General features: G+C 75.2%; 8 protein-coding genes. All 8 read right to left on the reverse strand.

The genetic code is table 11. The features are described from left to right. Position 1: 1 nt before the first annotated feature. From ACFP3R_RS20465 to ACFP3R_RS20500, 8 genes are read right to left on the reverse strand one after another with little or no spacing between them, the layout of a single operon-like run. Positions 2-685 carry a hypothetical protein gene (locus ACFP3R_RS20465; protein ID WP_380637937.1) on the reverse strand — a complete coding sequence of 228 codons (684 nt, stop codon included), beginning with the start codon at positions 683-685 and terminating at the stop codon, positions 2-4. Between the two features lie 43 nt (positions 686-728). Beyond that, the gene (locus ACFP3R_RS20470; RefSeq protein ID WP_380637938.1) at positions 729-1628 is read right to left on the reverse strand and encodes a GHMP family kinase ATP-binding protein; all 900 of its coding nucleotides are present in this window, start codon (positions 1626-1628) and stop codon (positions 729-731) included. Beyond that, the gene (locus ACFP3R_RS20475) at positions 1625-7045 is read right to left on the reverse strand and encodes an amino acid adenylation domain-containing protein (RefSeq protein WP_380637940.1); all 5421 of its coding nucleotides are present in this window, start codon (positions 7043-7045) and stop codon (positions 1625-1627) included. Before ACFP3R_RS20475 ends, ACFP3R_RS20470 begins: the two co-directional genes overlap by 4 nt. Next, a complete protein-coding gene (locus ACFP3R_RS20480) occupies positions 7042-8088 on the reverse strand; it encodes a GntG family PLP-dependent aldolase (RefSeq protein ID WP_380637941.1) in 1047 nt (348 codons plus the stop codon). Before ACFP3R_RS20480 ends, ACFP3R_RS20475 begins: the two co-directional genes overlap by 4 nt. Then, entirely contained in the window at positions 8085-10361 is a 2277-nt protein-coding gene (locus ACFP3R_RS20485; protein WP_380637942.1) for a pyridoxal-phosphate dependent enzyme, read from the reverse strand. Before ACFP3R_RS20485 ends, ACFP3R_RS20480 begins: the two co-directional genes overlap by 4 nt. 27 nt (positions 10362-10388) lie before the next feature. After that, positions 10389-11849: an argininosuccinate lyase gene (locus ACFP3R_RS20490; protein ID WP_380637943.1), complete on the reverse strand. Its 1461-nt coding sequence runs from the start codon at positions 11847-11849 to the stop codon at positions 10389-10391. Further along, positions 11846-12064 carry an MbtH family protein gene (locus tag ACFP3R_RS20495; protein ID WP_380637944.1) on the reverse strand — a complete coding sequence of 73 codons (219 nt, stop codon included), beginning with the start codon at positions 12062-12064 and terminating at the stop codon, positions 11846-11848. The genes ACFP3R_RS20490 and ACFP3R_RS20495 overlap by 4 nt, the downstream gene beginning before the upstream one ends. 41 nt (positions 12065-12105) lie before the next feature. Further along, complete coding sequence (locus ACFP3R_RS20500; RefSeq protein ID WP_380637946.1) at positions 12106-13959, reverse strand: non-ribosomal peptide synthetase; 1854 nt, start codon at positions 13957-13959, stop codon at positions 12106-12108. Positions 13960-14227 lie beyond the last annotated feature (268 nt).

A 14227-nucleotide genomic window follows, 5' to 3' on the forward strand; every position in this document is an offset into this window, starting at 1 on the left:
GTCACACCCCTTCGGTGTCGATGGCCGTCCACCGGGCGGTCGAGGTGGCCACCAGGCCGCCGTCCGCCCCGTAGACGCTCGTCAGGTTCACGGCCGTGCGCCCGTGGCGCTCCTCCCGGCGGGCGACCACGACGTGCGGCACACCGGGGCGCGGGGCGCGGACCACCTCGGCGGTCATCCGGGTCAGCACCATCGGGTCGGCGCGCGGGTCGGCGGTCCAGCCGCCCGGACAGTCCAGGACACCCCACAGGACCTCGGTCGAGGTGTCCTCGGGCACCCACTCGCACGCCACCACGCCGTCGGCGCCCGGCACGGGGCCGGGTGCGAGCCGCAGCCCGTCCGCCCGCTCGTGCCCGCACACGAAGCACGTCGGGAACGGGTGGTCCCGGTGGCCCAGGTACCCCTCCGACGCGCGCCGCGCCACGTCCGCCGGCACCGCGGCCACGACCGGGACCGGCCGGGTGGCCGCGCCGACGGTGGCGACCACCTCGTCTCCCAGCCACAGGTGCGACCGGCGCGCGCCGGCCTCCAGCCGCATCGGGGTGTCCAGCGGCGGCGGGGCGATCAGGGTGACCACGGCGCGCCCCGCGGCGGGCGGGGCGAGGCCCGCGAGCAGGCCGCACATGTACCCGCCCTGCCCCGAGTCGGGCGGGCCGTTGAAGCGCGCCGGGACCGTGAGCTCCATCAGCCGCCCACCCCCGCCGGCCGCGCACCCGGGACGGTCCCCATCAGGCACCCACCCTCTGCGGCGCGCACGTCGCCTCGACGCACAGCGAGGTGTGCACGGACACCGCGCCGGACAGCCCCCGGCACTCCTCCACCACGAACCGCACCTTGTCCTCCCGGGCCGGGTCGCTGTCGGCGATGAGGACCCCGATCACCGTCCCGCTGTGCGCGATCACCAGGCCGAGCGCGTCGACCTCGTCGCCGATGCGGCGCAGCTCCGCCAGCAGCGGCCGGGGTCGCACCTTCGTGCTCAGCTCGGCGCTGCGGGTGGACACCGCGCCCACGGCGGCGAGGTCGTGCCCGCGCACCGCGTCGGTCAACGCCTCCAGCAGCTCGGCGTACTCCTGCCGGTCCCGCGCCGTGTACGGCTTGGGCACCCGGTTGTGCCGCACGGTGTCCACCTGGCCGCCCTCGTCGACGCCGACGATCGTCAGCACCGGCAGGCAGCCCAGCCGCTTCCGCAGCCGCACCTCGCGGTGGTAGAACGCCACGATGCCGTCGTGCATGACGCCGTCGGTCGGCTCGATGTGCCGCAGGAAGCCCTCGATCGCCACCGCGTCGAGCTGCTGGCCCAGCGCGGCGGCCACCGCGCGGGCGGTCGCCACCAGGTCCGCCGACGAGCTGGCCAGCCCCTTGCCCTCGGGCAGCCTGCTCGCCAGGTCGAGCACGCCGCCGCCCCGGTGGCCGCCCGCGCTGAGCATCCGCTCGACCAGCCGCCGCGACTTCTCCTTGTTCGGCGGGGACACCACCACCGGGTCGTGCTCGCCGGTCAGCTCGAACCGGGCGGTCGAGTACTCGGTGATGGGCAGGGTGACGAGGAAGTCGCGCTCGCCCTCGGGCAACGCGCCCTGGAGGAGTTCGCCGAACGTGCCGGAGGCGCGACCGTGGCCGATGTGGGTCACGTGCCGCCTCCCCGGTTGGGCCCGGGGTCGGAACCGGCGCCGAGGTCGATCAGGGCCGCGACCGCCGCCGCGTGCGGTGGCCGCACCAGCGCGAAGTGGTCGGCGGGCAGGTCGTGCGCGGTGAAGCGGCCGGCGACGTGCGCGGCCCACCGGCCCGCGCTGTCGTGCTCGCGGTTCTCCTCGCCCTGGACGAACACCGCGTCACCGCCGTGGACCCCGGGTCGGTGCCGGGCGTGCGCGCGCGCGTTGGCCTCGAACACGGCCAGCAGCGCGTCGGCGTCCCGGGCGTGCCCGTCACCGAGTTCGTGGCGCAGCTGCTCGGCGAAGTCCACGTCGTCGACGTCGTACTGGCCGGGGTAGGCCGGGTCGACCATGGTCAGCGAGGCGGTGCGGTCCGGCGCGCGGACCGCCATCTCGTGCGCCACGACCGCGCCGAACGACCACCCGGCCAGGTGGTGCCGGGGGAACCCGCGCAGCAGGCCGAGGTAGGCGGCGGCGGTCTCGCCGACGTCGGCCGCGGGTCGGGCCGCCGCGGAGACGCCGTGCACCGGGTGGCGCGGGTCGATCGCCGCCACCACCTCCCGGTAGACCGACAGGGCGCCGCCCGCCGGGTGCACGAGCACCACGGGCGTGCCGTCGCCGCCGGCGCGCAGCACCCGCAGCCGCGGCCGGTCCTCCACGGCCGCGTCGTTCCCGGTGAGCAGGGCCGCGACCGAGCGGACCGTGCCGCCGTCGAGCAGCCCGGTCACCGGCACCGCGCGGCCGAACCGCTTGCGCACCGCCGTGAGCAGCCGCAACGCCTTGAGCGAGTGGCCGCCCAGGTCGCCGAACGTGTCCAGCACACCCACGTCCTCGACGCCGAGCACGTCGCGCCACACGTCCAGCAGCACGCGTTCGGCCTCGGTCACGGGCTCGGCGGCGGACGTCCGGTCACGGCGCACCTCGACGGCCGCCAGCGCCTTGCGGTCCACCTTGCCGTTGGCGGAGAGCGGGATCGCGTCCACCGCCCGCCACAGCCGCGGCACCATGTGCTCGGGCAGCCGGTCCAGCAGGAACGCCCGCAGCCGCGCCGGGTCGGCGTCGCCGGCGAAGAACGCGGCCAGCGCGCCGTCCCGGACCACGACCGCGCACCCCCGCACGCCGTCGTGCCCGCCGAGGACCGCCTCGACCTCGGCCGGCTCCACCCGGAACCCGCGCACCTTGACCTGGTCGTCCACCCGGCCCAGGTACTCCAGCTCACCGCCGGGCAGGTGCCGGGCCAGGTCGCCGGTCCGGTACAGCCCGCCCGCGAACCGCTCCGCGGTCAGGTCGGGCCGCCCCACGTAGCCGTCGGCCAGGCCGACGCCGCCGATGTGCAGTTCCCCGGCCACGCCGATCGGCACGGGCCGGCGGCGGGCGTCCAGCACGTGCAGCCGGACGTTGGCGATGGGCCGGCCGATCGGCACGACGGCGCGACCGTCGTCGCGGCACCGCCAGTGGCTGACGTCCACCGCGGCCTCCGTCGGCCCGTACAGGTTGACCAGCTCGGCCGGGTGGGTGGCGAAGAACCGCTGCTGGAGGTCGTGCGGCAGCGCCTCGCCGCTGGCGAACACCCGCCGCAGGGACGTGCACGCGGGCACGTCGTCGTCGTCGAGGAACGCGCGCAGCATCGACGGCACGAAGTGCAGCACCGTCACCCCGGCCTCCCGGACCAGCCCGGTCAGGTAGGCGGGGTCGCGGTGACCGCCCGGTCGGGCGACGACCAGGCACGCCCCGGTCATCAGCGGCCAGAAGAACTCCCAGACCGACACGTCGAACGAGTACGGCGTCTTCTGGAGCACGCGGTCGTCCGGCCCGATCGGGTACTCGTCCTGCATCCACAGCAGCCGGTTGGCGATGGCGCGGTGCGGGACCACGACGCCCTTGGGGCGGCCGGTCGAGCCGGACGTGAAGATCAGGTACGCGGGGTCGTCGGGCGTCACGGCCGTCACGGGCGCGGTGTCCGGGTAGGCGGTGGCGAGGTCCGGGTGGCCGGTGGCGGTGTCCGGGTGACCGGTGGCGAGGTCGAGCCGGTGCGCGCCGGGCAGGTCCCGGTCGGCCAGCACCACCACCGGCCGCGCCTGGGCCACCATCTCCTCGGTGCGCGCCGGCGGGTTGTCCGGGTCCAGCGGCAGGTACGCCCCGCCCGCGCGCACGACCGCGTGCAGCGCGACGACCAGCTCCACCGACCGCTCCGCGCTGACCCCGACGAACGTGCCGGGCCGGACACCCAGCTCGATCAACCGGTGCGCGAGGCGGTTGGCGCGGACGTCGAACTCCCGGTAGGTCAGCACGGTGTCCCCGAACCGCACGGCGGGCGCGTCCGGGTCGCCGTCGGTGAGTGCGTGCAGCAGGTGCGGCCCCGGATAGTGCCGGTCGGTGTCGTTCCACCCGGCCAGCAGCGCCCGTTCGCGCTCGGGCCGCAGCTCCGCGTCGGTGTGCGTCGCGTCGGGGTCGGTGACCAGGGCGCGCAGCGCGGCCAGGTAGTAGTCGCGGGCCCGTTCGACCTGCCCGGTGTCCAGCCGGGTCCGGTCGTGCCGCAGGCCGATCGCGATCTCGCCGGTCCCGGCGTCGCGGAAGAACTCGGCGCCGAACGGGAAGTTGGTCGGCACCACGCTGTCCTCGTCGACCAGCTCCAGCACGTCGCCGGAGGGCTGGTCGCGCGAGACGTGGAAGTGCGTGTAGTTGAAGAAGGTCTCGAACAGCGGCTCGCCGCCGTGCGCGCGTTGCAGCTCGGCCAGCGGGAAGCGGCGGTGGGGCTGGATCGCCACGTCCGCGTCCGACACGTGCCGCACCAGGTCGGCCCACGTGCCGTCGGGCAGGTCGAGCCGGAACGGCACGGTGTTGAGGAACAGGCCCAGCACGCGGTCGCCGTCGGTCTCCTCGCCGCGGCCGTTGTAGACGACGCCGGTCACCACGTCGTCGCGGCCCGACAGCAGGGACACCACGCGCAGGTGGGCGGCCAGCAGCACCACGCGCACCGACACCTTGAGCCGGTTGGCCAGCGCGAGCAGGCCGGCGCCGACCTCCGCCGGCACGGTGAACTCCGTCATCGCCATGTCCGGCTCGGCCGTCGCCGGCCCGCCCAGCGGCAGCGCGCCCGCGGTGACGTCGTGCAGCAGGTCGGTCCAGAACGCCCGCTGCGCGTCGTCGGCGAGGGCGGCGCGCTCCAGGGCGACGAACGTGCGGAACCGGGCCTTCGGCGGGGGCGGGACCTCGCGGTCGTGGCCGAGCGCCCGCACGTAGAGGGTGAGCAGCTCGGCGAACAGGGACCGGCCGCTCCAGCCGTCCACGATCGCGTGGTGCTCGACGATCCACAGCTGGACCTCGTCGTCGGCGCGGCGCTGGACGTGGAAGCGGATCAGCGGCGGGCGGGTCCAGTCGAACGGGCGGGCCCGCTCGGCGCGGAACCGCCGGGCCACGGCCGCCTCCACGTCCGCCTCGCCGCGCAGGTCCTCGAACGTGAGCGGGGTGGGCACCCGGGCGTGCACGAGCTGCACGGGTTCGCCGAACCCGGCCACCGCGAACGACGTGCGCAGCACCTCGTGCCGGGCGACGGCCGTTGCCACGGCCTCCCGCCACGCGGTCTCCGAGTGCTCCACGCGCAGGTGGTAGGTGGCGACGTTGTGGTAGATCTGCTCGGAGTCGGAGGACTCGCTGTGGTAGAGCATCCCCGCCTGCAACGCCGACAGCGGGTAGGCGTCCACGACGTCGTCGCCGATCAGCTCCCGGTCGGCGGGCGCGAGCAGCTCCAGCCGGCCGACCTCGGCCGGCTGCCCCGGATCGACCAGTGTGGTGCGCGGCGCGAGCTCGCGGATCGTCTGGTGCAGCACGAGGTCCGTCACCTTGATGCCGAGACCGTGCTCCCGCGCCCGCGCCAGGAGCTGGACGCTGCGGATCGAGTCGCCGCCGATCTCGAAGTAGTTGTCGTCGATGCCCACCGGGTCGCGTCCCAGGACCTGGGACCAGATGCCCGCCAGCACGGCCTCCACCGCGTTGGTCGGCGCGGCGTAGGGCGCGGGCTCGTCCCAGTCGTCCTCCGCCGCGACCGGTCGCGACGGGACGGCGGCCGGCGGCCGGTCCGCGTCCGGCGGCCGGTTCGGGTCCAGCGGCCGGTCCGGGTCGGCGGCCACGTCCTCCAGCAGCCGCGCGTAGCGCTCGGCGAACCGGCCCACCTGCTCGGCGCCGAACAGGTCCGACCGGTACTCGAAGTTCGCGCCCGCGCCCCGGTCCCGGTCGGTGATCTCCAGCGTGAGCGGGAACTTCGCCGTGCCGGAGTCGAGCAGGAACGGCGTGAAGCCGACGTCGGCGGCCGTGCGGGCGCCGTCACCCGCCTCGAAGAACGTGAACAGCACCTGGAACACCGGGTGCCGGTCGCCCGCGCGCGGCGGCTTGACCTCCTCCACCACCAGCTCGAACGGCACGTCCTGGTTGGCGAAGGCGGCCAGCGCGGTGCCGCGCACCCGGTGCAGCACGTCGCGGAACGTCGGCGCGCCGTCCAGCCGGGTGCGCACGGCGAGGGTGTTGACCAGGAACCCGACCGTGCCCGCGAACTCCGGCCGGCCGCGGTTGGCCGACACCGTGCCGACGACCACGTCGTCCACGCCGGACAGCTCGCGCAGCAGGACCTTGAACGCCGCCAGCAGCACCATGAACAGCGTCGCGCCGGACTCGGCCGCCAGCGCCCGCAACCGGGCCACCGCGTCGGCCGGCAGGTCGAACGACAGGTCGGCGCCCGCCGGCGGCCCGCCCGGTCCCCCGGTGGGCAGTTCCAGGGTGGGCAGGGGGTGCGCGAGCACGTCGCGCCAGTGCGCGAGCTGCGCCGCCGCCGCCGGACCGGCCAGCCACTCGTCCTGCCAGCCGGAGTAGTCGGCGTACTGGAAGGCGGGCGCGGGCAGGTCGGGGTCGCGGCCCGCGACGTGCGCGGCGTAGCCGTCGACGACCTCCCCGAACACCAGGTCGGCCGACCAGCCGTCGCACACGATGTGGTGCATGGTCAGGACCAGGACGGACTCGGCGCCGCCCAGGCGCAGCAGGGCCGCGCGGAACAGCGGGCCGCGTTCCAGGTCGAACGGTCTGGCGGCCTCGCGCGCCACCCACCCGTCGGCCGGGACGGCGTGCGCCACGGTGAGTTCCGGCTCCGCCGTCGGGTCCACCACCTGCAACAACTCGCCGTCGGCGAGCGCGAAGCGGGTGCGCAGCGCTTCGTGCCGGGCGACGACGTCCGCGACGGCCCGGCGCAACGCGCCCTCGTCCACCTCCCCGCTGAGCCGGTAGCACAGCGGCACGTGGTAGGTCGGCGCGTCGCCGACCACCTGCTGCACGAAGAACATCTGGTACTGGGCGCGCGAGGCCGGGAAGACGTAGACGCCGGTCGCGGCACCCTGGTCGGCGGTCATCCGAGCGGCCCCCGCTTCACCACGTCGCGGACCACGACCACCGCCCGGTCCACGTCGGCCGTGCTCACGCCGGAGTGCGTGACGGCGCGGATGCGGCCGTGCCCCAGCTCGCCGACGGCCAGGCCCTCGGCCGCGGCGGCGGCCACGAACGACCGCCAGGTGAACCGGGGGTCGGTGACGCGGAACATCACGATGTTGGTCTGCACGGCGGCCGGGTCGACCTCGACGCCGTCCACGTCGGCCAGTCCCTCGGCGAGGCGGCGGGCGTTGGCGTGGTCCTCGGCGAGCCGGTCGGCCGCGGTGATGGCGAGGATGCCCGCCGCGGCGATCACGCCGGCCTGGCGCATCCCGCCGCCGAGCATCTTGCGCAGCCGCCGGACCCCGGTGATGAACTCCGCCGAACCGGCGACGATCGAGCCGATGGGCGCGCCCAGGCCCTTGGACAGGCAGAACTGCACCGAGTCGGCGTGCTCGGCGATCCGCGCGACCGGCACGCCCGAGGCCACGGCGGCGTTGAAGACCCGCGCGCCGTCCAGGTGCACGGCCACGCCGCGTTCGTCGGCGAACCGCCGCACCCGCGCGAGGTAGTCCGGCGGCAGCACCTTGCCGCCCGCCCGGTTGTGCGTGTTCTCCAGGCAGATCAGGGCGGGCAGCGCGAACTGCGGGTCGTCCGGGTCGTCGGGGAAGCCGCGGGCCAGGTCCTCCAGGGCCAGCGTGCCGTCGGGGCCGGTGCGGACCGGCTCGTAGACCGCGCCGCCCAGCACCGACGCGCCGCCGGCCTCGTAGACGTAGATGTCGGACTCGTCCCCGACCAGCACCTTCGCCCCGCGCGGCGCGTGGGTCATGATCGCGGCGAGGTTCGCCATGGTGCCGCTGGGCGTGAGGCAGGCGGCCTGCTTGCCGAGCACCTCGGCGGCCAGCTCCTCCAGCCCGCGCACGGTCGGGTCCTCGCCGTAGACGTCGTCGCCCAGCGGCGCGTCGACCATCGCCTTGAGCATGTTCGACGTGGGCAGGGTGAAGGTGTCGCTGCGCAGCTCGATCACTGGCCGGCCTCCGGCTCGATGCGGGTGTCGATCCGGTCGAGCGCGGCGGTGAGCACGGCGTCGACCTCCTCTGGCGTCGCACCGCGGGCGATGACGTGACCCAGGCGGTCGTAGGCGTTGACGGGCGGGCGCACGGTCGCGCCGACCCGGGCGGTGACGGTCACCGCGGCCACCCCCGGCAGGGCCTCCGCGTCGGCCACGCCGTCCACCGCGCGCAGCACACCGGGTGCCGGCGCGAGCAGGAACGCGATGCCGGCGCAGCCGCTGTCCGACGGCGCGAGGTCCGGTGGCAGGCCGACCGCCGCGCGCAGCTGCTGCTCCAGCAGCTCGACCCCGGTGGCCAGGCGGATCAGCTCGGGGATCATGCCGCCCGCGAGCCGCGGGTTGACCTCGACCACGGCGGGGCCGTCGTCGGTGAGCACGACCTCGGTGTGCGTGGCGCCCAGCGCCATCCCCGCCGCCTCCACCGCCCGCCGCGCGACGTCGGCGAGGGCGTCGGCGACCGCGGGGTCCAGCGGCGCGGGGAACAGGTGCCGGTGCTCCACGAAGTGCGGCCCGCCGGTGACGGACTTGCGGGTGACGCCGACCAGCTCCGTCCGCCCGGCCAGGCCGAACAGCTCGACGCTGAACTCCGGGCCGCGCGCGTACTGCTCGACCAGCACGCTGCGGGCGGTCGGCATGCCCCGGACGTTCTCCCGCACGGCCAGCACGCGGTCGGCCTGCGCGGCGACCTGCGCGGTGTCGTGGCACAGCCGCACGAGGTTGGAGCCGGAGTCGTCCACCGGTTTCACCACGCACGGCAACCCGACCTCGGCGACCGCCGCGGCCACCGCCTCCGGCGTCACCGGTTCCTCCAGCACGGCGAACCGGGGCTGCGGCACGCCCGCGCCCGCCAGCCGGCGGCGCAGCAGCGACTTGTCGCGGCACGTGCGCACCGCGTCCACGGGGTTGCGCGGCAAGCCGAGCCACGCCGCCAGGTCGGCCACGGCGGGCGCGTAGAAGTCGCTGGTGCTCACCACCCCGGCCAGCTCCTCGCGGCGGAACCGGTCCTGCACGGCCGCGCGCAGCGCGCTCGGCGAGTTCGTGTCGCACACCAGCACCTCGGCGCCGGTCGCGGCCAGCCCCGCGTACCGCTCGGGCCTCCCGGTCAGCAGCACCGGCCGCAGGCCCAGCCCCGCGGCGAGGTCCAGCGCGATCATCCCGGTGCCGGTGGTGTTGGCCTCCACGAACACCAGGTGCCGGTCGAGGTCCAGCCCGGACTTGTTGACCGCCCGCGACCACCGGGTCACCTCGGTGCCGTAGTCGACCTGCTCGGGCACGTCGGCGACGGCCAGGTCGGTCAGGCCGGAGGAGGCCCAGAACGCGTCGCTGTAGACGGTGTCGGCGTAGCGGTCGCCGCGGTCGGGGAAGATGCCGACCACCCTCGTGCCCCGCTCGGCGCGCCGGGCCACGTCGGTGAGCACCCGGTAGACCGAGCCGGACGTGTTGCCCGCGAAGATCCGCTGCTCGACCGCCAGCGCCCTGGTCGCCGCGAACGCCTCGTGGTCGTTGAGCCAGTGCACCTCGTCCAGCAGGGTGCGGTCGAGGTTCTTCGGCAGCAGGCTGTTGCCCAGGCCGCTCTGGAGCCGGCGCGGCTCGTCCGGCTGGTCGAACAGGGCGCTGCCGACGCAGTCCACGCCGATCACGTGCAGGTCGGGCAGGCTCTCGCGCAGCGCCCGCGACGTGCCGCACAGCGAACCGCCGCTGCCGACCGACCCGACCAGCACGTCGAACGCGCCGAGGTCGTCGAGCACCTCGCGGGCGAGCCTGCGGTAGGCGCCGGGGTTGTCGGGGTTGCCGTACTGCTGCGGCCAGAACGCGCCGGGCAGGTCGGCCATCAGCTGTTCGAGGCGTTCGATGCGCGCGCTCTGCCAGCCGTGCGAGGTCATCGCCTCCACGACGTGCACCTCGCAGCCCAGGGCGCGCAGCTTGGCCAGCGTCATCCGGTCGACGCGCGGGTCGGTGACGATGTGCACGGGGTGGCCGAGCGAGGTGCCCACCAGGGCCACGCCGAGCGCCATCGTGCCCGACGAGCTCTCCACGATGTGCGCGCCGTCGGCGAGCGCGCCGACCCGCTTGGCCTCCAGGATGATGTTCGCGGCCACCCGGTCCTTCATCCCGAACGGGTTCTGGAGTTCGAGCTTCGCGTAGACCTCGACCCCCTCGGCCGCCGGCACGCGCAAGCGGACCAGCGGCGTGTGGCCGATCGCGTCGGTGATGTCGTCGAAGATCATGGTCGGCTCCTCCCCCGGTTCCCGCCGTTACCCGATGTCCCGCGCGCGGTCGAGCCGGGCGCGCCGGGCCGCCCACTCGTCGGCCAGCGCCGCCCGCTCCGCGTGCTGGACGTCCAGCTCCGCCGCGACCGCGTCCGGGTGCGCGGACCCGGCGGTCGGGGTGGCGCGCAGGCTGCGGTCGACGTCGAACGCCCGCGCCAGCAGCTCGCCCGGCTCCGCCACCGCGTGCCCGGCCTCCGCGGCGACGCGCGCCAGCAGGTCCGCGTCGGGCGAGGTCGGCGGCAGGCCCGCGTCGAGCGCCGCGACGACGTACCGACCGGCCAGCACCTGCGCCTGCCGCCACGGCACGCCCGCGTGCAACGTCAGCGACGTGGCCAGCGCGAACCCGCCCAGGTACTCCCGCTCGCAGGCCGCGCGCATCCGGTCGGCCCGGAACTCCAGCCGCCGCAGCACGGCGGTCAGCAGCCGCACCACCGACCGCGCGGTGTCCAGCGCGTCGTAGAGCTGGGCACCGGCCTCCTTGGACACCTCGACCAGGTTCGTGTACGGCGTGCCGCGCTGGCCGAGCACCGCGTCCAGGTGGCACGAGGTGAGGTGCGCGGTGCGGCCCCGGATGCGTTCGAGCACCGGGAAGTTCTTCTTCTGCGGCATCGCCGAGGAGATCCCGCTCAGCTCGTCGGGCAGGTCGACGAAGCCGAACCCGGCGCCCGCCCAGGTGATCAGGTCGGTGGCGAACCGGCCGGTGGTCACGCCGAACAGGGACAGCTCGGCGGTGATCTCGGCGACCCACGCCCGCGAGGCCACGTCGGTGAGCGCGTTGCGCCCGGCGGCGGCGAAGCCGAGCAGCCGCGCCATCCGGTCGCGGTCCCACGGCAGGTTCTGCCCGGTCATCGCGCCCGCGCCGAGCGGGCAGGCGTCGATGCCGTCGTAGGTGGCCAGCAGCCGGCGGGCGGTGTGCAGCAGCCGGCCGGACTGCGCGGCCAGGTAGAAGCCGGGCGTCATCACCTGCGCGGCCTGGTAGTGCGTGTGGCCGGGCATCGGGGTGGTCAGGTGCGCGGCGGCCAGGTCGTGCGCCGCCGCCGCCAGCCCGAGCAGCCCGTCGGCGAGGTCGGCCAGGCGCTCGCGGCCGAACATCAGCTGCGCGCACGCCTGGAGGTCGTTGCGGCTGCGGTCCACGTGCCACCGCGGCGCGGGGTTCGACAGCCGGGCCTCTACGTGCCGCTCCACCGCGAAGGCGACGTCGGACAGGTTCGCGGCCGGGTCGGCGGTCAGGGTGTCCGGCCCGATCCCGGTGAGCAGGGCGTCCACCTCGTCGGCCTGCCCGGTCGTGAGCACGCCCATCCGCCGGTACTCGGCCACCAGCACCCGTTCGACCGCGACGTAGTGCGGCAGCAGGTGGCGGACCTCCCGCTCGAACTGCGGGCGCAGCACCTCGTCGTGGAGCAGGTCGGCCGGGTTCGCGGCCAGCCGACCGGTCAGCGCCGTCACGCGGTGCCCTGGGACATCTTTCGCCGCAGGCTCAGCGGGCGCATGTCGGTCCAGACCTCGGCGATGTGCGCCAGGCACGCGTCCTTCGTGCCGGTGACGCCCTCGGCCCGCCACCCGGCGGGCACCTCCCGGTCCGCGGGCCACACCGAGAACTGCTCCTCGTCGTTCACCACGACCGCGTAGGCGCGGGTGTCCTCGTCGTCGCGCTCGGCCATGCCGCCCACTCCCCTCTGCGTCGTCACCCGGTCCGGCCGCGTCACCCGGCACCGCCGAGCAGCGCCCGCACCTCGTCCTCGGACATGTCGTCGATCTTCGCCACCAGCAGCCGCTCGACCTCCTCGGCCAGCTCCGCCACGGTCGGCGTGCTGAACACCGTGCGCACCGGCAGGTCGACGTCGAAGCGCTGCCGGACCCTGGCCGAGAAGCGGGTCGCCATGAGCGAGTGGCCGCCGAGGTCGAAGAAGTCGTCCCGCGCGCCGACGCGGTCCAGGCCGAGCAGGTCGCGCCACATCCCGGCGATCGCCTCCTGCGCGGGACCCTCGCACGGCACGTACTCGGCGTCACCACCGCGCGGCCGGGCGGGGGTCGGCAGCTTCGCCCGGTCGACCTTGCCGTTGGGGTTGAGCGGCAAGGCGTCCAGCACGACGACCACCGACGGCACCATGTGCTTGGGCAGCCGGTCGGCGACCAGGTCGCGCAGCTGCTCGGGTTCGGGCGCGCGGTCCGGCCCGGCCGGGGTGGCGTAGGCCACCAGGTGGTCGTCCTCGCCGAGGCGGCGCAGCACCACGACCGCGTCGCGGACCAGGGGCGAGCGGCGCAGGGCCGACTCGACCTCGCCGAGTTCGACCCTCATGCCGCGGATCTTGACCTGGTGGTCGTCGCGGCCGACGAACTTGACCGTGCCGTCGGGCCGCCGGTAGCCGCGGTCGCCGGTGCGGTAGAGCCGCTCACCGGGCGAGAACGGGTTCGGCAGGAACGCCCGCGCGGTGGCCGCCGGGTCGCCGAGGTAGCCGCGGGCCAGCCCGACGCCCGCGATGTGGAGGTCGCCGACCTCGCCCACCTCGACCTCCCGGAAGTCGGCGTCGAGCACGTGCACGCGGTTGTTGTCGAACGGCACGCCGACCGACACCGCGCCGGTGTCCGCCGCGTCCGCCGGGCCGCAGGTGTGGTTGGTCGAGTCGATGGACACCTCGGTCGCGCCCCACGTGTTGTGCAGGCGGACCGACGGCAGCAGCGCCAGGAACCGGCCGGTGGTCTCCGGGGGCAGCGCCTCGCCGCTGGAGGTCACGTCGCGCAGCGCCGACAGGTCCCGGCCGCCGCGCTGCTCCAGCTCGTCCAGCAGCATCGTCAACATGCTGGGCACCACCTGGAGGTACACGCCGCGGTGCGCTTCGAGGGCGTCGAGGATGGCCCGCGGGTCGCGGTGCGCGCCGGGTTCGAGGACGGCCACCCGGGCGCCGACCGTCAGCGGCCAGAACAGCTCCAGCGCCGCGTCGTCGAAGGTCAGGGTCGTCTTGTGCAGCACGGTCTCGCCCGGCCGCAGCCGGTGCCGGCGCTGGGACCAGGTCATCCGGTTCACCCAGCCCTCGTGGCTGCTGGCCGCGCCCTTCGGCACACCCGTGGAGCCGGAGGTGAAGTAGACCGAGACGAGGTTCGCGCCGCACGCGCGCCGGTCCGGCCGGTCGGTCCGGGGCGGCGCCGACGGAGGTACCGCCACCACGTCGCCGGGCAGCAGGGCGCGGTAGCCGTCGGCCACCACGCAGACCCGGGCCCGCGCGACCGCCGTGACCTGCGCGATGCGGCTCGCGGGCAGCTCGGGGTCCAGCGGCAGGTAGGCCCCGCCCGCCTTGAGGATCGCCAGCAGCGCGACCACCATGTCCACCGACCGGTCCACGCACAGGGCCACCACGTCGTCCAGCCCGACACCGGCCCCGACCAGCCGGTGCGCCAGCCCGTTGGCCCGCGCGTCCAGCTCGGCGTAGGTGACCCGCTCGTCGCCGAAGACGACGGCGGTGCGGTCGCCGGAGTCCGCGACGCGGTCCTCGACCAGCTCGTGCAGCCCCCGGTGGGCCGGAAAGGCCGAGTCCGTTCGATTCCATTCCCCAGGCACGCTCAACCCGCCCCTCACCGCGACAGACCGGGGCCGGGCAGCCCTCGGCCGCCACCGTTCCCCAAAAATGCGATCAGCCGGCGCGGAATGCGCGCCAACCGCCCAGCCCAGCTCCCCAGAACCTTCCCGCCGGTTTCCGGCAAGTGCGATCAAACACTTCCTAGCACAGGCCACCTCACGTGGCAACGACCCGTAGCGAACGCCAGGACCAGCCGTGCAACCCTTGCGCGGGCGCGATCCTGCGTGTAGTCGAAGCGCCGCGCAGACG

The organism is Saccharothrix lopnurensis (genome assembly GCF_042658445.1).
Classification (GTDB): domain Bacteria; phylum Actinomycetota; class Actinomycetes; order Mycobacteriales; family Pseudonocardiaceae; genus Actinosynnema; species Actinosynnema lopnurensis.